This window comes from Flavivirga jejuensis (genome assembly GCF_030540765.1).
In the GTDB taxonomy this organism is placed as follows: Bacteria; Bacteroidota; Bacteroidia; order Flavobacteriales; family Flavobacteriaceae; genus Flavivirga; species Flavivirga jejuensis.
Map to the genome: position 1 here is coordinate 826,768 of NZ_JAUOEL010000001.1, position 23,771 is coordinate 850,538.

Here is a 23,771-nt window from a genome sequence, read left to right on the forward strand (position 1 = left end):
AGGTCTAAAAAGTTAAAATAAACTAACACACTCATGGTAGTAATCTCTATTTTAACTTTTTAGATTTTTGATATATTATTTCAACAATCCTGCACGTTTTAAAAGAGCTTCAGGTTTAGGTTCTTGCCCTCTGAAACGCTTATAAAGTGTCATCGGATTTTCTGTTCCTCCTTGAGATAACACATTGTTTTTGAATTTATCTGCAACATTTTTATTAAAAATACCAGCTTCTTTAAAATACTCAAAAGCATCGGCATCTAAAACTTCTGCCCACTTATAACTATAATACCCAGACGAATATCCGCCTTGAAAGATGTGTGAAAAAGCGGTACTCATACAATTCTCTGGTACTTCAGGATAAAGCGTTGTATTTTTAAAAGCCTCGGTTTCATGTGCTTTAACAGATTTTATAGTATCGGGTGCCTCGTTTGCATGCCAATTCATGTCTAATAAGCCAAAACTTATTTGCCTAAGTGTTTGCATTCCTTCATGAAAGGTCGAAGATTCTTTTATTTTTTCGACTAAATCCATTGGGATAACTTCTCCAGTTTCGTAATGCGTAGCAAACAACTCCAAAGCTTCTTTTTCGTAGCACCAGTTTTCTAAAATCTGACTTGGTAATTCTACAAAATCCCAAAAAACATTGGTTCCAGATAAACTAGGATATGTTGTATTTGCCAGCATACCATGTAATGCATGTCCAAATTCATGAAATAAAGTTGTAACCTCGTTAAAGGTTAAAAGAGAAGGTTTACTTTTTGTAGGCTTTGTGAAATTGCAAACTATAGATACGTGAGGTCTGTCGTTAATACCATTTTTTATAGATTGTGGTTTGTAAGATGTCATCCACGCACCATTTCGTTTTCCTGCTCTTGGAAAAAAATCAGCATAAAAAATGGAAATTAAATCACCCTTATTATTAGTTACTTTATAAGTTAAAACATCGTTATGATATGTATCTATGGTATTTATTTCTTCAAAGTTTAAATCGAATAATTTATTGGCAACAGTAAAAGCACCATTAATAACATTTTCTAGTTTGAAATATGGTTTTAATTTTTCATCATCTAAACTAAATAGTTTTTGTTTTAATTTTTCCGAGTAATATGATGCGTCCCATTTTTCAAGTCGGTCAATACCATCTAGTTCTTTTGCAAAATCTTCTAAGTTCTTAAACTCTCTTTCTGCAGCTGGTTTCGCTTTCTCTAGTAATTCGTTTAAAAAGCTTTCAACAGTCTTAGGCGTTTTTGCCATACGTTCTTCCAAAACAAAATGTGCATGTGTTTTGTAACCTAAGAGGTTCGCACGTTGAAATCTTAATGTGACTATTTGTAATATGTTGTCCTGATTATCAAGAGCATCGCCTTTAAATGCTTTTGCTCCAGCTGCAAGTGCCAATTTTTTTCTTAATTCACGATTATCGGCATAGGTCATAAAAGGGATGTAGCTAGGGTAATCTAATGTAAACAACCAACCTTCTTTTTTCCTGGATTCAGCTAATTGTTTAGCTGCTTCTTTAGCACCTTCGGGTAAACCAGATAAATCATCTTCGTTAGTAATTAACATTTCAAAAGCATTGGTTTCTGCTAATACATTTTCTCCGAATTTGAGTGCTAATTGGCTTAACTGTTTATCAATATCTCGAAGCTTCTGTTTTTTGTCTTCAGGTAAATTAGCACCATTACGCGCAAAACCTTTATATCTTTTATCAAGAAGTGTTTGTTGTTCTATAGTTAAACCCAAAGAATCTTTAATATCATAAACAGCCTTTACACGTTTAAATAAATCTTCATTTAGTGTGATATCGTTACTAAACTCAGATAATAAAGGAGATACTTCTTGAGCTATTTTTTGAATGGTGTCATTCGTTTCGGCAGAATTTAAATTGAAAAATATACTAGAAATTCTATCTAACTGTTCGCCCGAAAAGTCTAAAGCTTCAATCGTGTTTTTAAAAGTAGGAATGTCCTCATTTTTAACTATGGCATCAATTTCAGATTTAGCATCGTTAATAGCTTTTTTAAAGGCTGGCAGGAAATCTGTATTTTCGATTTTTGAAAAAGGCGCAGAATTATATGCGGTTTCGAAAGTTTTTGTTAAAATATTTTTTATCATTCTCAATAAATATGTTAAAACATACGCTTATTATGTATGCATAATAAATTTTTTATACTTTTGCACCCGACATATTTAGAGTGACTAACTCGGTAGAATTCCAATAATAAAAGGCCTTAAATTTAGTTTGAGGCCTTTTTTTATTGGTCTCAAATATATTTAAAAACGATGTGTTTTAGCTTATTTCGTTTTCAGTTTCTAAAAACTTTTGACCCGAATTTTATGAATCCACTAGAATTTTAGTTTTAATATGTCACCAAGCAGGTTTTTAGTCTGTCAAATCGAACCTATTTCAGTCCAGTGGTTTCGTTTAGATCTTTAGCAGATTCGTTTACTTTTTGTTTGAGTGCTTCTTTATAACTTAAAATTTTATCTAAAACACTGGTGTCGCTAGATCCTATAATTTGTGCCGCTAATATACCAGCATTTTTAGCACCATTTAAAGCGACAGTTGCAACAGGCACACCGCCAGGCATTTGTAGGATAGATAAAACAGAATCCCAACCATCTATAGAGTTACTGCTTTTTACAGGAACGCCAATAACAGGAAGCGGCGATAATGAAGCAATCATTCCAGGTAAATGTGCTGCACCACCAGCACCTGCAATGATAACTGCGAATCCTCGTGTATGAGCATGTTTTCCATAATCGAATAATTTTTCTGGGGTTCTGTGGGCTGAAACAATATCTACTTCAACTTCAATATCAAAATTTTTTAAGATATCTATAGCATCTTGCATAACTGGAAGATCACTTTTGCTACCCATGATTACTCCTACTTTTTTCATAAATTTTTATTTTATGTCAGGTCGAGCGCAGCCGAGACCTCAATATCAAAATTCAAAAATATTTAAAATCTCCCGACTGCGCTCAGGGAGACTTTATTCACTTATTACTTTAATTGATTTTTTAACTTCTTCGGCTACTTTTCGAGCCTCGTTAATATCTTCATTTACAATGGTAACATGTCCCATTTTTCTAAACGGACGCGTTTGTTTTTTACCGTAAATATGAGGCGTTACGCCATCCATTTTCATAATGGTTTGAATGTTTTCATAAACCACATTACCTGTATAACCTTCGGCACCAACCAAATTTACCATAACACCTCCAACTTTATTATCAGTTCTCCCCAAAGGTAAATCTAAAATAGCTCTTAAATGTTGTTCAAATTGAGAGGTATAACTAGCCTCTATGGTTTGATGACCAGAATTATGTGGTCTTGGAGCCACTTCGTTTATTAAGATATCGTCGTTTTGGGTTTGAAACATTTCTACTGCTAACAACCCAATATGGTTAAAAGATTTGGATGTTTTTAATGCTATTTCGGTAGCTTTTTTTGCAACATCATCTGAAATTCTAGCGGGGCAAATAACATATTCTACCTGGTTGGCTTCTGGATGAAATTCCATTTCTACTACTGGAAACGTTTTAATGTCTCCAGATGGATTTCTAACCACAATAACTGCTAATTCGTTTTTAAAAGGCACCAGACTTTCTGCAATACACTCTACGTTAGGTAAACCTTCTAAATCGTGACGTGTTTTTACAATTTTTACACCAGTACCATCATACCCAAATTGTGCACATTTCCAAACAAAAGGCATGGTTAATCCTCCATGGTTTATGGCTTCTTCAATTTCAGAAGTATAAGCAAAACGCGAAAAAGGGGCTGTTGGTAAATTATGATCCACATAAAACAATTTCTGAGTTGCTTTGTTTTGAATGGTTCGTAACGTTTTAGATGCTGGGTATACTTTAATGCCTTCTTTTTCAAGAGCTTCTAAAGCATCTACATTTACATTTTCAATTTCTATAGTTAGTACATCAACTAGTTTTCCGAAATTATAAACGGTATCATAATTCATTAAATCACCCAAGTGAAACTCGTTACTAGCAATTTTACAAGGTGCTTCATTACTAGCGTCTAAAACACAAGTATGAATATCAAATTTTCTGGTATCGTTAAGTAGCATTTTGCCTAATTGACCGCCACCAAGAATGCCAAGTTTGAAATTTGAAGAAAAGTAATTCATTGATTTCTTTTTAACTGAAATTAAATATTAGGATACGCAAAAATACACTTAAATATTAATTAGCGGCTAAATCATAAATCAAAAAATCGTTATTTGTAATCTATTGATTATCTTTGCAGCTTCAAAATCTGGTAACATTGATAAAGCTACACGATAAATATTTTAAACCGTTTATTTCTGCTAAAGAAATTGATGATGTTATGCAACGTTTAGTGGCAGAAATAGTTGAAGATGTAGGAGACGAAATCCCTGTGTTTGTAGGGATTTTAAATGGGTCATTTATGGTGGTAAGCGATTTTGTAAAAAAGTATCCGAAACCATGTGAAGTCACTTTTATAAAATTAGCATCTTATGAAGGTGTTAAATCGAGTGAGGATATTCAAAGACTTATAGGACTAACACAAGATTTAACAGGGCGTACTGTTATTATTTTGGAAGATATTATAGATACAGGTAACACTTTAACCGAAGTTCATAGAATTTTTGAGAATGAAAAGGTGAAATCGCTAAAAATAGCGACGCTTTTTTACAAACCTGAGGCCTATAAAAAAGATTTTAAACTACATTATGTTGGTATTGAAATTCCTAATAAATTTATAGTTGGCTACGGTTTAGATTATGATGGGTTAGGAAGGAACTTACCAGAAGTATATCAAATAAAAGAGACACAACACATGACAAACTTAGTGCTATTTGGCCCTCCAGGTGCAGGGAAAGGAACACAAGCAGATTTTTTAAAAGAGAAGTATAGTTTAGTACATATATCTACGGGGGATGTTTTTAGATACAACATTAAAAACGAAACGGCTTTAGGTATGCTGGCTAAATCGTACATGGATAAAGGCGAGTTGGTTCCAGATCAAGTTACTATTGATATGCTAAATGCTGAAGTTGAAAAGAATGCCGATGCGAATGGTTTTATTTTTGATGGTTTTCCACGTACTAATGCGCAAGCTGATGCTTTAAATAAGTTAATGGATAGCAAAGATTCTCAAATAAATGCCATGATTGCTTTAGAAGTTGATGATGAAATTTTGGTAGAGCGTTTATTGTCTCGAGGAAAAACTAGCGGAAGAGCTGATGATGCAGATGAATCTATTATTAGAAATAGAATAAAAGAATATTACGACAAAACAGCTATTTTAAAGGACTTCTATTCGGCACAAAACAAGTATTTTGGTGTTGATGGTGTTGGTAGTATTGAAGATATTACAGTACGTTTAAGTACTGTTATTGATAAATTATAGATTGTCTGAGAAGACACCTCATTATTAAAAACCTTTGATTCTAAATGATTGATGCGGTTTTTGAAATATAACTCCATTTAAAAAGATTTCCGCCCTCACTTTGACAGGCTTAGTGTAACTAGCGGGAAGGACAGAAATTATGACGGAAGGAAATTTTGTTGATTACGTAAAGATGTATGTGTCATCTGGTAATGGAGGTAAAGGCTCTGTGCATTTACATCGCGAAAAGTATATTACTAAAGGTGGCCCAGATGGTGGCGATGGCGGTCGTGGTGGTCATGTTATTCTTCGAGGAAATTCGAATTTATGGACGCTTCTTCATTTAAAATTTAAAAAACACATTCGTGCAGGTCACGGTGGAAATGGTAGTAAGAGTAGGAGCTCTGGAGCAGATGGTGAAGATGTCTTTTTAGATGTGCCTTTAGGGACGGTAATACGAGATACAGAAACAGATGAAATTCTTTTAGAGATTACCGAAGAAGGTGAAGAAAGAATTATAGTAGAAGGAGGTAAAGGAGGCTTAGGGAACTGGAATTTTAAATCGTCTACGAATCAAACACCTCGATATGCGCAACCAGGTCTTCCATTGGAAGAGAGGTATGTAACGTTGGAATTAAAAGTGCTTGCAGATGTTGGTCTTGTAGGCTTTCCAAATGCAGGAAAATCTACGTTGTTATCTGTAGTCACATCCGCTAAACCTAAAATTGCCGATTACGAGTTTACAACGCTTAAACCTAATTTGGGAATTGTAGAGTATCGTGATTTTCAAACCTTTGTTATGGCAGATATTCCTGGGATTATTGAAGGAGCAGCCGAAGGTAAAGGTTTAGGACATTACTTTTTACGTCACATAGAACGTAATTCCATTCTACTATTTTTAATTCCTGCAGATGCAGACGATATTAAAAAGCAGTACGATATTCTGTTAGACGAATTGCGTCGTTACAATCCAGAAATGCTAGACAAAGATCGTATCATAGCCATATCTAAATGTGATATGCTCGATAATGAATTGAAAGCAGAACTTAAAGAAGAGTTGGATAACGAACTTCCTATTCCTTACTTATTTATTTCATCAGTAGCACAGCAAGGTATTACCGAGTTAAAAGACGTTTTGTGGAAAATGTTGAATGTTTAACACTTCCGCTTCTATTTTAGTGCCTGATCCGCAAGCAGACTATTTAATAAAATGTAGATTTTTACCAGTCGTTTCATGATAAAAACCAAGTAAACTCTAGTACTTGTTTAGTTTTTAACACAATATGTTTCTTACAGGTTGCTGTCCTTGGAATAATTTTTGATTAACTTTAATCAAAAATTACGGTTATGAAATCTTTGAAAATTATTTTACTTGCTTTATTAGTCATAGGATGTGCTCCTATCCGAGTTAGTTACGATTTTGATAAAACGACCCAATTTAATGATTATAAAACTTATAATTATTATAGTGATATGAATACGGGGTTAAGTGAATTAGATACCAAACGTCTGTTAAATGCTTTAGATGAGAAACTAGGGGCAAAAGGATTCAGTTTATCAGATACCCCAGATTTTTTTATAGATATTAAGAGTAAAGCATATCAAGACGCACAGCGCAGCACAGTAGGTGTTGGTTTAGGCGGAGGTGGCGGTCATGTTGGTGGTGGTATTTCTATAGGTTTACCTATTGGTCAAGCCAAAATTAATCGTCAAATAATAATTGATTTTGTAGACGAAAATAAAAAACAATTATTTTGGCAAGCAGTAAGCGAATCTAATTATAATCCCAACGCTATCCCTGGAGAACGTGAAGCACGTTTAAATGCCATAGTAGAAAAAGTGCTTATAGAATATCCTCCTAAATAGTTTAGCAAGTTTGATTAAAAACAAGCTTGTTTTAATCATAAAGGCTACAAATGTAGTCACCTTGGGCGCAGTCGAAAGGTTTTAATATAGGTTTCGACTGCGCTCAACCTGACTTACAAATATATGATTGATTTTAATTGAGTATACTTATCAATTAGTGCTTAGTATTAAATCTTCACTAATTTTTTACTTGCAACTAATACATTATTTGCGTAGAAATTAGCGATATAAACCCCTTCGCTTAAGTTACTAATATCGACCTGTTGTGTTACATAGTTAGAAATAGGTACAGTCTTTACTTTTTTACCATCTAAACTAGTAATATCAACTTTTAAAAGCGCATCTCTTTCACTTTCAATTTTAAAGTTAGCAGTAGAATTTGAAGGGTTTGGATACATAATAATGCTTAAATTATTGATGTCACTTTCAATATCCTTAACTCCTAAAGAAGAATTGTTAATTGTCCAGGTAACTGTATATACATGAATGGATTCATGATTTGTAACATTTAAGAGAGTTGTGTTATCTGTTATTACAACGGTTAAATTATTGGATCCCACATTTAAATCGGTTTCTAAAAGACTTATAGCATCAACATTTGTGGCAAAATTTGTAGCGTTAAGTGTCCATGAACTTTCAAGTGTGTTGGGGTTAGGTTTAATTAAGTTTAAATTAAAATCAAGAGGAAAGTTTGAGTTTGAGACTGTATTTGAAACAGGTGTATAAGAATCAATTGGAGAGACCAGATCATGAATTTTTTCTATGATACCTTCTTTACAAACAGAGCAAAAAGGCTTATCAATAAATTCCATGATACAATTTTGATGTGGTTTATACCAGTCGGCACAATTACCAGTAAGACAAGTGTATTGATATATTCCAATATCATTAATGTTTAGCCAATTTTTCCACTTGACCAAATTTTGATCTGTTTCTTGAGTCATGTTAATAGCTTCTCCAGCAAGATCATCTCCTGGGTAATATTCATCTTTTAAATTAAATAATGAATGTCCCAATTCATGAATGGCTACATTTGCACCCCAAGCACCAGAATAAGTCATCGGAAATTTTCCACCACTACCACCATATTCTGAGGAGTTAACCAAAATTAAAGCTTGATCGTAAGTTGGAAAGTTGTTAGCCAAAACAGTATTAATTATTACTTCGGTATTGTTAGCGCTATTTTCATCTATTTCGTAGTAGAGTAATCTGTGTTGCCCATGAGAATCAAAAGTAGCATTAAAATAGGTGTCAACAAAAACTGGTGTTATTCCAGTTTCATCAGTATCAGTAGCAGTAGCAGGGTGATCTGCGCCACTTTCATTCGAAGGCACTTTTATAGCATATACATTAAAATAATTGGCATACTCTAAAAAAGGTGATTGACTGAACATGTTATTTGAAAAACTAGTCGCATCTGATATGAATAGCGGGAGTTCAGCTGTTTGATATCCCTCACTTAAGATAACTAAGTTTATTCTTTTGTCATTATCGCCAGAAAATTTAATTGTTTCGACATCAAAAATTTGAGCTGAAATAAAATAAGTATTAAAGAGAAATAGTATGAAAATTAAAAAATATCTCATGTTAATTAAAATGTAGTTTTGATTAGGGGTTTTGTTTTACTTTTTGACTTATTAATACTATGTATGCTAATGTATTTTGTGTTAGGTTTTAATTGTAATTTTAGAGAAAATTGGGTGCTGTCTAAATCAACTCTTCTGCTTTGAAACGATTTGGACTCATCCATGTATTCAATAGTTTTAGCTAACGGATTCTCTATAATAATACTTTGTATAATGTTTGATTTTTTATCAAGCTGGAAGAGTTGTAGGTCTCCTGGAAGACTAGTCTCTAAAGATTTATTATTATGATTTTTTAGTTTACCTTCAGTTTCTATTTTATTTATAAAACGAATCGTTCTATCTCCATTCGGAATTTTTTTAATAGTATAGTTTAAGAAAACGATCTTAGGAGTTGTTTCGGTTTTGTCTGTATGTGTTGTTAACAGACTTTGTTTTGAAGCACAGCCTAAAAACATTATACAAAACAAACATGCTATTAGATATTTTGGGGTCTCTAATTTTTGCTTTTCCAAAGGTTCAAACAAATAATAAAATTTGAGCAAAGCTAAGAAAATAAAAAAAGACTATCTAAAAAGTGTCATTCTGAATATTACTGAGAAACAAAATATATTTTGCTTCGAAGGTAGCAGCAAAGCAATGAAGAATCTCTAAAAACTTTAATGTTTTGATTTTTTTAATAAATAAGAATCTTCGCTATGCTACCATTGATGTGTTTCATAAATGATTAATTTTCAATCGTTTGTCATGCAGAGCACAGCGAAGAATCTTTATCATTAATCTCTAAAGATTCTTCAGTCGTACCTCCTGAATGACACCCCAATTACGTCATTTCATCCGCTAGTTAAAATTTTTAACACAGATCTCAGGATGACCAAGTTCATCACTTTTTAGACAGTCTTTTTTAATAAGTATACTGTTAATTCAGTAAATCTTTATATTTGTCTTTATAGCCATAAAGCACGATAATATTTAAAATTAGTAAAATTAGAGCACCAGCAATACTTCCAGGTTCTAAAGTAGCATGAAACAAGACTGCATTTACAGAAATGCTCATTAAGATAAGCGCTAATAATGCTCCAAACTTGTTAAAGATGAATGCCAATCCTGCAACAATTTCAATAATGGCTATTAGTGTAATTAATTTAACAGAAGATAATGCTCCGAAATAGGCACCAGCTTCTGGAGACATGGGACCCATTTCCATAAAAAGAAAGAACTTATTAAGTCCAAAAAATAAAACAAAAACTCCGAGAAGTAGTCTCACGACCATAAAAACTTTTGAATTCATAATGATGTATTTAATTAGTTATTAGACTGGAAGATAGTGAATTAAAATTAATCTTCCGTCAATTTCGTCGAAACGAAGCTACTTAACTAATAAACGTATCCCTTCACTATGGCTACTAAATTCTGGTGCATACATGCTTTGTATAGTTGTGATACCATTGCTCATATTACCTGCATTATTAACTCTTAGATCATATTCAAAAACATAAACACCCTTTGGTAAATAATCAAAAAAGAAGTTGGTAGAAGCATCTTTTGTACTTTCATAATACCCTAAACCATCTTGCCATTTGTATTGCGATAATACATTTACAGGTTCTAATCCAGAAGCTCGCATGTCTTTCATGTGAATAAATTCCATGTTTCGATCACTTCTTAATTCTATACGAACTCTTACCAAGTCACCAACTTTTAAATGGATGTCTTTTGTGATTTCTGAAATTTCTTCGCCTTTATCTGTGTTCGTTTTTAAGAACAATTGTTTTTTCAATTTAAGAGGTGTCTCAGCTGAAGTAATTTTATCTAAATCTTCAAAGTATTGCCAATATAAACTTCCCCAGGCAATACCGTTTCCTTTTTTAGTGAGTTTTACTTCTGCCATTTCGGATTTAATTTCGGAAGTATTCCAAGAGGTTTTATAATACCCTGTACCAGCTTCTGCTTTTACACCTTCTAATTTAGAAGGGGCTATTTTTTGTCCGCCTAAAGCAACATCAACCATATCGGCTACACTTCGACTACGCTCAGTGCTGGTTCCTAACCAATCGCTTCCATGTAATAATAATGCGTAGACTGCATCAGTAGTTGCTTTGGTGGTTTTCCATCTGTTGGTTTGTTTGTTTTTAAGCAACCAGATTTTTAAATTATCGATCGTTTCAAGATGCTTTGCTTCACTCTGAATGCCATGACCTATTTCTGAAAAAGTTTCAATTAAAAGGGATTGCGTTTCAATAGGTGCTTGGTGCCAATACAAAGAGTTCGTGTTTTCTTTCCAATACATCCCTAATTCTTCCGAAGTGATACTCGTGTTTTTTAAAGATTTTAAAATTTTATTGGCAGTTTTAGAATCCTTGTTTCTGTGAGCTACTAACGCCATTAATCCTTTAGCATATAAAGGGCGATTTAACCAGTACTTTTGAATTTGTGTTTGGTAGTACTTTGTAATTTCAGTAACTTCTTTGGACTTTTTAATATCTGGATAGAAGCTTCTCATGTATAAATAATGCAATTGCGTGTAACTTAAATGGTCTTTATTTAAATCGACTTCGGCATTATATTTTCTAATGTCTTTATATTCTTTAATGAACTCTGAGTCTAAATATTTGATAGCTTTTGAAATCATTTGAGACCCTTCTACTGTGCTTAAGGTGACATTAAGTTTAGAAAGGTGTCCAAAACCAGTAATAATATGTTGTGTGATGTATCTGTTTTTTCGTCCGCCATGAAACCATGCCCAAGCTCCAGAAGGCATTTGGTTATTTTCTAGTTTTCTAATGGCAGATTGCAACTCGTTATTCATTTTGTTTAAATCGAAAAGGAGTGCGATACGTTTTTTCTGTTCTGTTTCACTCTGTGCATCTCGAAGCCAAGGTGTTTCCTGAATAAGGATAGATTTTAATGTTTCATTTTTTTCTAAATTAGAAATAAGGACATCTTGAGATTTCCATTGATTAAAAACGTCTTGAATCCTAGGGTTAGAGTTTGCGATATGACTTGCTAATGCATTGGCATAATAACGACTAAAGGTTTGTTCGTTACACTCGTGCGGATACTCCATTAAATAGGGGAGTGCTTGCACCGCATACCATGCAGGGTTGGAAGTCATTTCCAGAGTTAACTTATGGTTTTTAAGTGTTGTTGAGGTGTTTGTACTGAGGTTTTTAAGTTTATTTAACGTAAATGTTTTTGTTTCATTACTACGAATCCACATAGGAAGTGTCTCTGTAACAAGCATTCTGTTAGATAATACTGGTAGTGCGTTTTGTTCGCCATCACTAAAATCTCCAGACTTGGCGATGACTTTATATTGAATTGCTTGCACATCATCTGGGATTAAAAGATGCCATGATATTTGTGTATTGCCTTTGGCATCGACAGTAAAAGAAGCCCCCTCTAACTCCCCAAAAGGAGGTGAACTAGCTTGTTTTTGGATAAGTTTATTGGAAATATCTTCTCCAGAAATAGCATCTGTTAAAAGTAAAACTGCTTGTCCTGATAATTGTTTTTCTGTCAGGTTTGCAATTTTTGCGCTAATTGTTATGGCATCGCCTTCACGTAAAAAACGAGGAGCGTTTGGTGTTACCATCAATTCTTTTTGTGTGATGGTTGTTAGGGTTTTAGTGGCACTTTCTAAGGTTTTGGTATGTGCTAATAACTGTAATTTCCATTGGGTTAAAGCTTCTGGTGTGGTAAAACTGAAATTAACATTACCGTCTGAATCTGTTTGTAACTGCGGAAAGAAAAAAGCCGTTTCCTGAAGGTTTTTACGGATTTTGATATCGCCGAAGTTTGGTTTTTCTGAATTTTTTTCAACAGCCTCTTCTTTTAAATCTAAGTCAGCATCAGCATATAATTTATCTTTACGATCCATAAGCATAACTTCATCTAGCTCCTCGCTTTTTTCCACCATAGGAGCATTAGCTACAATGCGGCGGTCACTAAGCATGCTTTTATTTCTAAGTCTTATTGAATTATCATTTCCAAAACGAAACCCAAACCAATTAAGTTGGTCATAATTTTGATGTGAATAAGTTACTCTAGGACGGTTTTTATTATAAACTCTAAAATTGCGCGTACCAAAACTCTGATTTGCGTTACTTTGATTATAAGAATAATAAATAAAGTTATTAATAGGATTGAAGTTCCATGTATGCGGTTGAAATTGATCTAATGATGCATCGTACATACTAGCTAATAGTTCTGCACTAACTTGATCGCCTTGTGGCCCTTTTATTTTAAAGCTCCAGGTTTCACTGGTTCCTGGTTGTAATTTGTCTCTAAAGGTTTTGGTTTCAATATCTAATTCTGTTTTAGGGTATGGCACCAATATTTTTGAACTGCCAGATTGAAAACTGTTGAAAGCTGCAAAACTGTAATTAACAACAAAGCCTCCAAGATCTTCGGTAGTTACAGGGACAGAGATTGTTTTTTTGTTATTGTTTAGTTGAATTATATGTGTTTTAATGATCTTATGATTTTTTTCAATATGTACTGTAACACTTAAATTAATAGCAGCAGATCCTAATGTAATTAATGCATTTTCGCCTATTTTATAGCTTGTCTTATTTGTTGTGATATTGAATAATTGGTTGTCTGCAATGGTTTTATCTGCATGACTGTATAAAGTGGTTTTAACTTCATCTTTAACCAATTGCCCAAATTGGTCTTTACTTTCTAATATGATGATGTATTGCCCCGATTTCCACTTTTTAATTTTACCAAGGTTAAGTTTTTTTGTGGTTTCTGTGTTAAAAGAGGATACAAATACAAGTTTTCCTTTTTTCCAATTGCTAGCATTATGTTCATTATTATAAGGATCGTATGGAAATAATTTTTTAAAATTTTCTTGCGAAAATTCTTGATAATCTGGTGCGCTCCACGGTCGTTGTCTTAAAACACTTTTAGGACCATTCAACTTATAAATTTTAATGGTTCCTTTTGCTGGTACAGATTCACCATTTAAATTCTTAGCATCTATTTTAATAGCATGATTTTTTTTAGTTTTATCTATAAAATTAGCAATAGACATATTTACTGTTAATGCGTGATATCCAACATGAACTATGGTCGTTGCACTTCTGGTTTCACCGTTTAGATCGGTAACATCGGCAGTCACTTCATAATTAAAAATGGGAAGGTTTGTTTTATCAGCACTTTGGTCTGGAATGGCTTTAAAAGTAATTTCAAACTCCCCTTTTTCATTGGTTATGCTTTCTCCATGAATGATTTCTTGCGATTCACTACTAAACACAGGGTGATACCAAAAACACCAACGTGGGTATGCTACTTTTCTGTGTACTCTATATACCACTTTAGCATCCGTAATATTGCTTCCTGCATAAGCTAAGGCGTTTCCTTTTAGGGTTATTGAGTCGTTCACCTTAAAGGTTTCTGTTATTGGGGTGAATTTTGTTTCGAATTTAGGTCGTTTATAATCTTCAACAGAGAAATAAGTGGTGCTTCCTGTATTGTGACTAGAATCAAAATTAAACCAAATATGATATTGACCATTTAAGCCATTACTTGGTAAAATAAATTCGCCAGAAACCGATCCGAATTCATTAGTTTTTAGCTCAAGTCGTTTTACTTCTTCACCATTTACATTATATAAAATAACGGAAGCTTCTTCATTTGCTATAACTTCAGATTTGCCCGCTGCTGTTTTCATAGCAATGGCCTTAAAATAGAGTGGCTGACCAGGTCTGTAGATACTTCTATCTGTAAATATAAAAGAATTATATGTGATTTTTTTTTGCTTTTCTTTATAGTATCTGTTTACATAGTAATCACCAAAGTATGCTTTTTCATCATTGTTTATAACTTTAATATTTAAGTCATTGTAATTTTTATCCAATTTTGGAATTGAAATGTTTCCAAATTGATTTGATGTTTTGGTTTCAGTTATTTTCTTACCATTATAGTTTTTAGTATATGATAATTCGACTTTTGCATTGTTAATAGGTTTTCCATTATTTCTGTCGATAATTTGAAAAACTTTATGGTCATTACTTTCTGTTTCAACCAAAGCTAAATTGGTAACTTGTATCGTACTAAAGGCAAAGGTTTCTTCATCGTTTTTAGGGGAAGCAAAAATTAAATAAGTGCCATTGTTTAGTTTGGGGATTAAAACTTCGGTCGTGTGAATTTGGAAATCATTTTCATTTTGTAAAGTAGCCTCCCAATTTTTATAGGTATTTAACTTTTTAATAAAAGCTAGTTGTTCATTTTTTCTATACGTTTTTTTGAATTTAGATAGCTGATTTATAGTAAGATTAAATATTTTAAATTCAAGTTGGTCTAAGTTTTTGTAACGTATTAGTAAACGTGCATTTTTTTGTATTGGAAGAAAATCTTCTGTGGTAATTTGTAACGTTTGTTGTTCTATTAGTTGTTTTAAAACAGTACATTTTTTAGCCCCATCGCTTTTTGGGAATTTTAAAATAGCATTATTGCAAATAGCCATGGCATCCTTAAGCTTCCAACGATTTTCCTCTTTAGTTTTAGGCTGATAACTGGTGCCTTGTTGATTGTAAATAGTGGCTATTTCATAATCGTATAATGTAGAAGCTTCGTGAGTTTTTAGCTTACCACTTTCAGTTTTTAGAGCGTTTAATAAAACAGATTCTTTATCATTAAATGTGGCATGTTGCTTCACGAATTTTAAACGTCGAATATTAACATCGGCTAAGGCAAAAGGAGTTTCGTCTTTTAAATGAAAACGAATTAAATCTTGATAAATTTTTAAAGCATTTAGTTGAAGCGACGTAGCATCTTTCGATTCGATTTTTAATTTTGAAAACGTTTCAGCATCACTTAAAAATGCCGTATGGTCTATTTCAAATTTATAAGCGGGCTTGGTAATATTAGTTTCATCGGTTTTATAAAACTGTAAAGCATTGTAGTTTAAAAAATCAAATAAGGTAGGTCTGTAAATTTTAGATCCTTTTTGTAGATTTAATATAGCATCATAATTACTTAAGGGTTCTAGTTGCAACATCAATCCGCTTTGTAACGAATTTTGATAGTGTACATGAATGTCATTAAAAAGTGTTTGTAAGTCCCATGTTCTAAAATCGGAAGGGTCTACTTTTTCCGTAGTTTTTGTTCGATTATAAAATTTGTACCGATTTTGATTAAAGTATTGCCAATACATATTTGCCAGCATACTTTCTAACATATTTTTTGTTGGGAAAGCGCTTTTTTTAATAGCATCTTTAAAATCGTTAATAATTTTAAGTTGAGCATCTTCCTCTAAAACCAAAGCGTATTTGCTTTTATAAAGCATGCTTTTTATAAGTTGTGGAGCATTATTGTCTTTTTCTGCAAGTTTAGTAATGTCTTCAACAATTTTTAACGCATATTTGGGTAAACCTTCTTTTTCAGACTGCTCGACTTTATGCCATAAGTCTTCGTATTTGTTGTTTTGAGCATTAGAAAATGTAGCAAATAATATAATCATTAAGAGGGGAATGGTGTTTTTCATGTTTTTTTAGGTTTGTCTCTAAAATACTTTCAAAAGCTATACCAAAAAACAGGTAATGAGTGAACCTACTGTTTGGTTGAGTGAAGTTAGTTTTTTGTAAGTAAAATAAAAACCGATTGGGCGATTATTATTTTAAAATTAATATGTTTTAATGTATATGGCTCTATTTGATCTTACCAATTAATTGAAGATTCTCGAATGAAAGCTTATTTTTGTATTATCGACTACTATATACTATGAAGTTTTTTTTGCTCCTTTTCTTATTACCTATAATGGCTTTTAGTCAGTCAAACCTGGATGACGTAGACGCGCTTTTTCAAAAAAAGCAATTTAAAAAAGCAGAACAATTAATTAGTACCTACTTGAAAACGGATCCAAATAATTTGCAAGCGATTGAATTATTAGGTGATGCTCACGGACATCAAAAAAAATGGGATGCTGCTATTATTCAGTATGAGAAATTAATAAACAAAAAAGTTAATAATGCCAATTATCATTACAAATATGGTGGTGCATTGGGTATGAAAGCATTATCTATTAGTAAAATAAAAGCCTTAGGTATTATAGGTGATGTAAAAGAAGCTTTTTTAACGGCTGCCGAATTAGATAAAAACCATATTGGTACGCGTTGGGCCTTAGTAGAATTATATATGCAATTGCCAGGTATTATAGGCGGTAGTAAAAGTAAATCGTTACACTATGCTGAGGAATTAGAAAACCTTTCGAAGGTGGATGGTTATTTAGCTAAGGGCTATGTTTATGAGTATGATGATGCCCCAGAACTTGCCGAAAAGTATTATAAAATGGCCATAAAGGAAGGTGGTTCGTTAACTTGCTTTAATAAGTTAACCAATTTATATAAAAATGAAAATGAGCCCCAAAAAGCCATCAAAAATATTGAAGTGGCTCATAAAAAACACCAACGTAATGCATTGCATTATCAAATAGGGAAAGTAGCTGCCGAGTATAATGTAGAATTAGACAAAGGGCAACGATGTTTGCAGACTTATATTAAAAATTATTCTGCCGAAGATGGTGTACCAAAAGCCTGGGCACATTACCGCCTGGCGCAAATTTATATGCATAAAAAAAATAAGCAGGTAGCTCTTAAGTATATTGACTTAGCCATTGCCGAACTGCCAAAAATTAAACCTTTTAAGGAAGTGAGGGAGAGGATTCTTAGGTAGTGTTCAGTGATCAGTGATCAGTAGGCAGTATTCAGTAAACAGTAAACAGTAAACAGTGATCAGTAAGCAGTAAACAGTGATCAGTAAGCAGTCGGCAGTAAACAATTATCAGTGAAGAGTGATCAGTAAAGAGTAAGCACTGAACACTGACCACTGCCTACTGAATACTATTTTATTAGAATTTATTTCGTTTAATTTGGAATTTGGAATCTGGAGTTTGATATTTGTTTTATGAACGTACATTTTATAGCAATTGGGGGTGCTGCTATGCACAATTTAGCCCTAGCATTACATAACAAAGGGTATAAAGTAACTGGAAGTGACGATACTATTTTCGAGCCTTCAAAATCAAGGTTAGATGCTAAAGGATTACTCCCAGAAGCATTTGGGTGGTATCCTGAAAAGATCTCTACAAATTTAGATGCTATTGTTTTGGGGATGCACGCTAAAGCTGATAACCCCGAGTTATTAAAAGCTCAGGAATTGGGTGTTAAAATTTATAGCTATCCTGAATTTTTGTACGAACAGTCTAAATACAAAACCCGTGTTGTTATTGGTGGAAGTCACGGTAAAACGACTATAACTTCTATGATTTTACATGTTATGCATTATCATGATAGGGAGGTCGATTATATGGTTGGCGCTCAGTTAGACGGTTTTGATGTGATGGTGAAACTCACCGAGGCGAATGATTTTATCGTGTTAGAAGGGGATGAGTACTTGAGTTCGCCTATTGATAGGCGTCCGAAATTTCATTTATACAAACCTAATATTGCGTTATTGAGTGGTATTGCTTGGGATCATATCAATGTGTTTCCCACCTATGATAATTACGCGGAGCAGTTTAGCATTTTTGTAGATTCTATTGTTAGTGGTGGTAGTATTAGTTACAACGAGGAAGATCTTGAGGTAAAACGTGTTGTAGAAGCTTCTGCAAATACCATTCGTAAATTACCATATCAAACACCTGCGTATATTGTTGAAAACGGACAAACTTTACTAGAAACTCCTGAAGGTGATTTACCTATAGAAGTATTTGGGAAGCATAATTTGAATAATCTTGCGGGGGCTAAATGGATTTGTCAGCATATGGGTGTTGATGAGGATGATTTTTACGAAGCCATTTCTACTTTTAAAGGGGCTAGTAAGCGTTTGGAGAAAATTGCTGAAAGTAAAACTAGTGTGGCTTATAAAGATTTTGCACACTCACCGAGTAAAGTTGAAGCGACTACTAATGCGGTTAAAGAACAATACGAAAATAGAACTTTGGTGGCCTGTTTAGAACTGCATACTTATAGTAGTTTGAACGCTGAGTTTTTAAAAGAATATAAAGGTGCGTTAAATGCTGCCGATGTTGCTGTGGTGTTTTATTCGCCACATGCGGTTGAAATCAAAAAGCTTGAAGAGGTAACGCATGAGCAAATTGCTAATGCTTTTGAACGTGATGATCTAATTATTTATACCAATCCAGAGGACTTTAAGGATTTCTTATTTTCTCAGGACTTTGATGATAAAGCTTTGTTGCTTATGAGTTCTGGTAATTATGGTGGTTTGGATTTTGAGGCTGTTAGAGGTTTGATTGAGTAGGTTTGTTGTTTTTGTGAGAATAGACTTTATATTTTATTAAAAGTTGTAACGTTTTACAAAGTGTGAATACTTATAGTTTATATACGTTTTCACATGAAATTAAAAAGATACTTCTACGATTCTTCAGTAAATTTTACAAACATTTCTACAGAACGTCTTGTTTTAAGTATTACAATAGGTTTAGCTTCTGCATTTACTATTTACGGATTCTTTTATGTAATAAGAGAATCGTTTAGATTAATGTCTTTTGGATTTGGCAATTTACCCAATATTATAAGTGACAATAATAGAAATTTATACAATATATTTTTTGCAGGTTTATCGGTGATTTTTGCTAATTCATTAATAATCAATTTACTTTTGAGTAAGTCACAAAATGTATTGTCACGTTTTAATCCTAAAAGAAAAAGAATACTCAACGAACAGATTTTTTTAAATTTCAATTTTTCATATTGGTTTGTTAAAATCGGTTTAGTTTTTGGGATGTTTTCTATGGGATTTATGGATTTTGATTTTTCGGAATATATATGGGCATTGTATCTTTTGCTTTTTGTTTTGTATCTGGAGTCATGGAAAAGTTTGAGTATGGTTTTTACTAAAAATCGCTTTAAATTTCAACTTATTCATTTGCTTATTTTGGTTTTGTTGACTCTTGGATTGAGTAGATTAAATTTTACTGATTATAAAGAAATTGATGAATTTTCAATAAAATCCAATCCAATATATGACCTGCCACATTCTGATTTTTATAATGATAATAATACTAGGTTTTATAATGAACTTAGTATTAAAATCAATTTAGATGATGATAACCAATTGAAGTTTTTAGTTTATGATAAATGGGCTTTTTTAGAAGATGTTCCAAGTATAATCTATGCTAAAAGAGCTTCTATGAGGGAGGAATTAGTTCCTTTTTTAAAAGTAAGGATAATTGCAAATAGGGATATTGATTTAAAATACATAAAAATATTAGAGGCAGAATTGTATTCAATAAATCAAGAAAGAATTATTTATGATGTCTATAATGATGATTTATTAACCGCGAGGTTTGAAAATAGAGGCATAGAACATAGAATTTCTTCTTTTGTCTTAGATTTTAAACAAGACACTAATATTTCTTCATTTCCATTACCTCCATTACCGCCTTTTGAAGAAAATAAAGTTTTTGAAAAAACTTTAAAAATTGAAATTAGTGATACTATAAAAATCAATGGGATTACTGTCCCAAAGGATATGCTTGTTAGAAAATTTAAAAATTACATTAATGAAAATGTTGCTTTTAAATATTTATATGATGAAGATGCAGATTATCAGAATTATATAATGGTTTTATCTTCTCATTATACAGCTGCACATAAGTTACGAGAACAGAATCAAACAATTTTTGAAGACTATTTTAACAAAAATGAACAATATAAAAAAGAGCAGAGACATCTTAAAAAACGATTTCCAATTAATATAATTGAAGAGCGTAACTAGGACTTGTTTTTAAAGAGTCAACTTGTAGCTTAAAGTTTGCTTTTTTATTTACTGATTTAAAATGATAAATACCTACTAAGCCGTAGACTTTGCAGAGCGGGGGGTACCGATACATGCCACTGGTCTAATATTTTTGTAAGAATTAATACAAGAAAAGCTTTTACAGAATAATGTAAAATTTTTTCTCTTTTTTATTTCTTACTCTTGCCTCCACTAGTTTTGGAAACTAGCGGTAGCGAGGAACAATAAAAGCGCGAGTATTTTCTGATAGGAAGATCAGGAGCAATGAATTATACATTTTGTTGTTTGTGGTTTCTTTTTTACATTTGTGTCGACAACACATTTTACTAAAGCGCAATGCGAAAATCTCAAAACAGGTTTAAAAAAAATATTGGAGAGGCATACGGGTGTAAGTCCCGAGACCAATCTAAGCATTGCTTGGAATGTGTTGTCAGTGACCTCTCCTCTTTTTATTCATTTAATCCGTTTTAATTATGACAACACAGAATGGTCAAAATGTATGTCCGAAATGCAAATCGGTCAATACATCGGATGATACACGACACGTATCAAAAAAAGTCAAAAAGGATTTGTATCCTGCTCAGGTAGAATTGCTGGAATTTATCAGCTTTCAAGACACTTTGGAACTCATCAAGTCTTTAGAATGGGTTCATAACACAGCACTTTACCATTCTCATTCGTTTATTAAAGAAGAAGAGAAGTCCATTTTGTTTAATGTTAAACTACTAATGGGTAAGTTAGAAGGTATTGTCCGAGAAAACTAGTTTTTTAGAAAAAGATTGTCAATTAGTCTTTTTGGCAATCTTTTTTTTGAGTTTCCCATAATTACACCCAATGTGTTTGTATATGGTTTGTTGCGTGTTCAAACATCTAATTTAGCAAATAAAAAACGAATGTTTTTTTAATTTCCTTTCTTTATTTCCTAAACGAACTATATCCAATTAAACTCCACATAACAAATAATCCTAATAGACCTATCCTCGCGTAATCAAAAAACACGCTAAATAAAAGTAATAAGTTAAGTACCAAAACTATAATTTTTATTCCTTTTTTGGTTTTCCCGCTAGATTTAGATTTTTTATTATGAATTAACTGATTTAAAAATATTTCATCAGATTTTTTTAAATAATACTGAATTTGAGATTCTTCTAAACCTTCTTCTTTTAGTCTCTTTTTTATTTCGTTTGACCCAAAACCTTTCTCTCTTAATGAAATACTATAATCTAATTTATTCATTTTACTTAAATTGTGGCTAACAAATGTATATGTGTACCAGTACGCATATTTCTTATTTGTTGAGACCACTAATCTAATGGGTTTTTAATTATTTTGAAAGTATTTGCTTTTACATAAGTGGATTATTTTCTTTCATTTTGTAAGATTCATGTTCTAAAAGCACTTGTATTGCCTTAGATCTAACCCTGTTTTTCATATCATTGAATATCTTTTAAAGTGGAATTGTTTGACCATATTGGAGGCACGGTCTAATTGTTATAGCCAAAAAAGCAATTCTCATTAATATTCATATAATTTGTATCTATAGTATTAAAGAAGATTAAATTATATCTTCAATGTTCTTATAATGGTTTTAGTATACAAAAAGGTGTGCATAATTATAGAAAACAGTGTAATGTAAAAAAGGTGGTTAGCCTTGCCATCCATCTGTTGTTGTAAAAGTAGCTTGAAATTCATAAGGTTCGTTTAGTTCAGATGCAGGAATACCAACTGTGAATATTAATATTCCTTCTCCTGTTATCAATACTGAACGAGTAGAACTAATATTCTTAACTCAATAAAGGGGAAATATATTAGTAGGAAACGGAATAAAAACTAAAACCAAGAAAGATACATCTTCTAAAAAAACCTATTCAAAAATGCCTCAATATTAAAACGATATTACTTTCGCTCATCAAAATCAGAAACCAGCCCTTCAAAAATCCATTTAGCTAAAGCTTCTCTGTTTAGGTAATTAAGAAGTCTTTTTTGGTCTTTATAGCTTTTAATATTACCTAATTCAATATAAACCATAGCAGGCAATGTGTTTTTTACCAGATATAATTTTCTGGAGCTTACAGTTCCAAAATATTGACGGTTGGGTTGGTGTTTAGCATATTTCTGTTTAAAAGAACTATGAATATTTTCAGCCAGTCGTTTTCCTTTTTTACTCTTTTCATGATGATAAAAAAAGACATCGATATTCTTTCCTTTACTTCGGCTATCAACATGTGTTACTATAAGCCTTTGGTAAGAACCTTTATGTTTTATGTATAAATCATTTACCGCTTGGGTACGCTGTCTTAACCTTAATTTTTGACTTTTAGGAATCTGTTTATTTGGGTAGCTTACTTCGTCATAATCGATTTCCAGTATACGTTTGTTTCTAATACCATCATTCGGGTCTTTTATAATAATATATACCGTAGCACTTCTAGCAAGTAACAATTTGGCGAGACGTAAAGTAACGTCGTAGGCATATTCATCTTCAGAAATTAGTGAGCCGTTGTATATTTCTGTAGCGCCAGGGTCGGGACCACCATGTCCAGAAATTAAATAATAAATAGCACCATTTAGTTTTTTGTCTTCAATAGTTATTGAACTGTGTTCTTTTCCAAAAATGGGATCATTAATTTTTTCAACTAATGGCATACTATCCGCAGGTTTTATAATGATACTATCGGTTACCGCAATAGGTTTTGTTTCTATATGTATTTTTTCTTTTTTTACTATAGGAAGGATATAGGTTTTGCCTATAATTAAGCCATTATCTGGACTTATGTTTTTTTTGTTTAATGCTATAAACTGTTTATAATATTTAGTGGGATCTATATTATGCCTTCGAAGTATGGAATAAACACCATCGCTTTTAATTGCAATGACTTCTTTGTGAGTTGTTTGACCCATTACATAAGAAGCATGCATCAAGAAAAAAAGAAATAATGTGTTAGTCTTTAGCACTATAATTTTTTTAAAATTTATTCTAAAGCATGAATATTAAAAAATTTTATCCAAAAAAAATCAATACTTTCTTGATTAGCTCGTAATAATTCAACACTGGCATTTTCAATATCATATGATTTTTTGTTTTGCGAGGACATAAAAAAATGACACTGTTATAACGTAGTACATCTTAAATATATTTCTAGGAAGGTAAAAAATGCATAGAGTGGAGTTTGAATTTT

16 protein-coding genes are annotated in these 23,771 nt (G+C 32.4%); 7 read left to right on the forward strand and 9 right to left on the reverse strand.

What is annotated here, in order from left to right:
- Positions 1 to 75 precede the first annotated feature (75 nt).
- From Q4Q40_RS03630 to Q4Q40_RS03640, 3 genes are all read right to left on the reverse strand, one after another.
- Positions 76 to 2,115: a M3 family metallopeptidase gene (locus Q4Q40_RS03630; RefSeq protein ID WP_303300340.1), complete on the reverse strand. Its 2,040-nt coding sequence runs from the start codon at positions 2,113 to 2,115 to the stop codon at positions 76 to 78.
- Between the two features lie 287 nt (positions 2,116 to 2,402).
- Positions 2,403 to 2,903 carry a 5-(carboxyamino)imidazole ribonucleotide mutase gene (gene purE, locus Q4Q40_RS03635; protein WP_303300341.1) on the reverse strand — a complete coding sequence of 167 codons (501 nt, stop codon included), beginning with the start codon at positions 2,901 to 2,903 and terminating at the stop codon, positions 2,403 to 2,405.
- Between the two features lie 93 nt (positions 2,904 to 2,996).
- On the reverse strand, positions 2,997 to 4,151 hold the full coding sequence (locus Q4Q40_RS03640; RefSeq protein WP_303300342.1) for a 5-(carboxyamino)imidazole ribonucleotide synthase: 1,155 nt from the start codon (positions 4,149 to 4,151) through the stop codon (positions 2,997 to 2,999).
- A 137-nt stretch (positions 4,152 to 4,288) separates the two neighbouring features.
- Here Q4Q40_RS03640 and Q4Q40_RS03645 point away from each other — a divergent pair, with 137 nt between their 5' ends.
- The 3 genes from Q4Q40_RS03645 (at position 4,289) to Q4Q40_RS03655 (ending at position 7,243) form a co-directional block, all read left to right on the forward strand.
- On the forward strand, positions 4,289 to 5,398 hold the full coding sequence (locus Q4Q40_RS03645; protein WP_303300343.1) for an adenylate kinase: 1,110 nt from the start codon (positions 4,289 to 4,291) through the stop codon (positions 5,396 to 5,398).
- A gap of 139 nt (positions 5,399 to 5,537) precedes the next feature.
- Positions 5,538 to 6,536 carry a GTPase ObgE gene (obgE, locus tag Q4Q40_RS03650; protein WP_303300344.1) on the forward strand — a complete coding sequence of 333 codons (999 nt, stop codon included), beginning with the start codon at positions 5,538 to 5,540 and terminating at the stop codon, positions 6,534 to 6,536.
- A gap of 188 nt (positions 6,537 to 6,724) precedes the next feature.
- The gene (locus tag Q4Q40_RS03655) at positions 6,725 to 7,243 is read left to right on the forward strand and encodes a DUF4136 domain-containing protein (protein WP_303300345.1); all 519 of its coding nucleotides are present in this window, start codon (positions 6,725 to 6,727) and stop codon (positions 7,241 to 7,243) included.
- Between the two features lie 167 nt (positions 7,244 to 7,410).
- On the opposite strand, the gene Q4Q40_RS03660 is transcribed toward Q4Q40_RS03655, so the two are convergent.
- From Q4Q40_RS03660 to Q4Q40_RS03675, 4 genes are all read right to left on the reverse strand, one after another.
- Complete coding sequence (locus Q4Q40_RS03660; protein WP_303300346.1) at positions 7,411 to 8,829, reverse strand: M64 family metallopeptidase; 1,419 nt, start codon at positions 8,827 to 8,829, stop codon at positions 7,411 to 7,413.
- Positions 8,830 to 8,834: 5 nt separating this feature from the next.
- Positions 8,835 to 9,341, reverse strand: coding sequence for a hypothetical protein (locus tag Q4Q40_RS03665; protein ID WP_303300347.1), 507 nt, complete (start codon positions 9,339 to 9,341; stop codon positions 8,835 to 8,837).
- A 404-nt stretch (positions 9,342 to 9,745) separates the two neighbouring features.
- Complete coding sequence (locus Q4Q40_RS03670; protein WP_303300348.1) at positions 9,746 to 10,117, reverse strand: DoxX family protein; 372 nt, start codon at positions 10,115 to 10,117, stop codon at positions 9,746 to 9,748.
- Between the two features lie 78 nt (positions 10,118 to 10,195).
- Entirely contained in the window at positions 10,196 to 16,318 is a 6,123-nt protein-coding gene (locus Q4Q40_RS03675; RefSeq protein ID WP_303300349.1) for an alpha-2-macroglobulin family protein, read from the reverse strand.
- Between the two features lie 236 nt (positions 16,319 to 16,554).
- Between Q4Q40_RS03675 and Q4Q40_RS03680 the strand changes: the two genes are divergently transcribed.
- The 4 genes from Q4Q40_RS03680 to Q4Q40_RS03695 all read left to right on the forward strand — a co-directional run bounded on the left by Q4Q40_RS03680 (position 16,555) and on the right by Q4Q40_RS03695 (position 21,356).
- Positions 16,555 to 17,505 carry a tetratricopeptide repeat protein gene (locus tag Q4Q40_RS03680; protein ID WP_303300350.1) on the forward strand — a complete coding sequence of 317 codons (951 nt, stop codon included), beginning with the start codon at positions 16,555 to 16,557 and terminating at the stop codon, positions 17,503 to 17,505.
- Positions 17,506 to 17,736: 231 nt separating this feature from the next.
- Positions 17,737 to 19,092, forward strand: coding sequence for a UDP-N-acetylmuramate--L-alanine ligase (locus tag Q4Q40_RS03685; protein ID WP_303300351.1), 1,356 nt, complete (start codon positions 17,737 to 17,739; stop codon positions 19,090 to 19,092).
- 93 nt (positions 19,093 to 19,185) lie between these two features.
- The gene (locus tag Q4Q40_RS03690; protein ID WP_303300352.1) at positions 19,186 to 20,571 is read left to right on the forward strand and encodes a hypothetical protein; all 1,386 of its coding nucleotides are present in this window, start codon (positions 19,186 to 19,188) and stop codon (positions 20,569 to 20,571) included.
- Positions 20,572 to 21,065: 494 nt separating this feature from the next.
- Positions 21,066 to 21,356: a hypothetical protein gene (locus Q4Q40_RS03695; RefSeq protein WP_303300353.1), complete on the forward strand. Its 291-nt coding sequence runs from the start codon at positions 21,066 to 21,068 to the stop codon at positions 21,354 to 21,356.
- A gap of 151 nt (positions 21,357 to 21,507) precedes the next feature.
- On the opposite strand, the gene Q4Q40_RS03700 is transcribed toward Q4Q40_RS03695, so the two are convergent.
- Positions 21,508 to 21,828, reverse strand: a complete 321-nt coding sequence (locus Q4Q40_RS03700) for a hypothetical protein (RefSeq protein WP_303300355.1) — start codon at positions 21,826 to 21,828, stop codon at positions 21,508 to 21,510.
- 660 nt (positions 21,829 to 22,488) lie between these two features.
- A complete protein-coding gene (locus Q4Q40_RS03705; RefSeq protein ID WP_303300357.1) occupies positions 22,489 to 23,547 on the reverse strand; it encodes an N-acetylmuramoyl-L-alanine amidase family protein in 1,059 nt (352 codons plus the stop codon).
- Positions 23,548 to 23,771 lie beyond the last annotated feature (224 nt).

Bases quoted from the DNA above. Each gene is read 5' to 3' on its own strand.
- Q4Q40_RS03630 (WP_303300340.1), bottom strand. From the start codon at position 2,115: ATGATAAAAAATATTTTAACAAAAACTTTCGAAACCGCATATAATTCT.
- purE (WP_303300341.1), bottom strand. From the start codon at position 2,903: ATGAAAAAAGTAGGAGTAATCATGGGTAGCAAAAGTGATCTTCCAGTT.
- Q4Q40_RS03640 (WP_303300342.1), bottom strand. From the start codon at position 4,151: ATGAATTACTTTTCTTCAAATTTCAAACTTGGCATTCTTGGTGGCGGT.
- obgE (WP_303300344.1), top strand. From the start codon at position 5,538: ATGACGGAAGGAAATTTTGTTGATTACGTAAAGATGTATGTGTCATCT.
- Q4Q40_RS03655 (WP_303300345.1), top strand. From the start codon at position 6,725: ATGAAATCTTTGAAAATTATTTTACTTGCTTTATTAGTCATAGGATGT.
- Q4Q40_RS03660 (WP_303300346.1), bottom strand. From the start codon at position 8,829: ATGAGATATTTTTTAATTTTCATACTATTTCTCTTTAATACTTATTTT.
- Q4Q40_RS03670 (WP_303300348.1), bottom strand. From the start codon at position 10,117: ATGAATTCAAAAGTTTTTATGGTCGTGAGACTACTTCTCGGAGTTTTT.
- Q4Q40_RS03675 (WP_303300349.1), bottom strand. From the start codon at position 16,318: ATGAAAAACACCATTCCCCTCTTAATGATTATATTATTTGCTACATTT.
- Q4Q40_RS03680 (WP_303300350.1), top strand. From the start codon at position 16,555: ATGAAGTTTTTTTTGCTCCTTTTCTTATTACCTATAATGGCTTTTAGT.
- Q4Q40_RS03685 (WP_303300351.1), top strand. From the start codon at position 17,737: ATGAACGTACATTTTATAGCAATTGGGGGTGCTGCTATGCACAATTTA.
- Q4Q40_RS03690 (WP_303300352.1), top strand. From the start codon at position 19,186: ATGAAATTAAAAAGATACTTCTACGATTCTTCAGTAAATTTTACAAAC.
- Q4Q40_RS03695 (WP_303300353.1), top strand. From the start codon at position 21,066: ATGACAACACAGAATGGTCAAAATGTATGTCCGAAATGCAAATCGGTC.
- Q4Q40_RS03700 (WP_303300355.1), bottom strand. From the start codon at position 21,828: ATGAATAAATTAGATTATAGTATTTCATTAAGAGAGAAAGGTTTTGGG.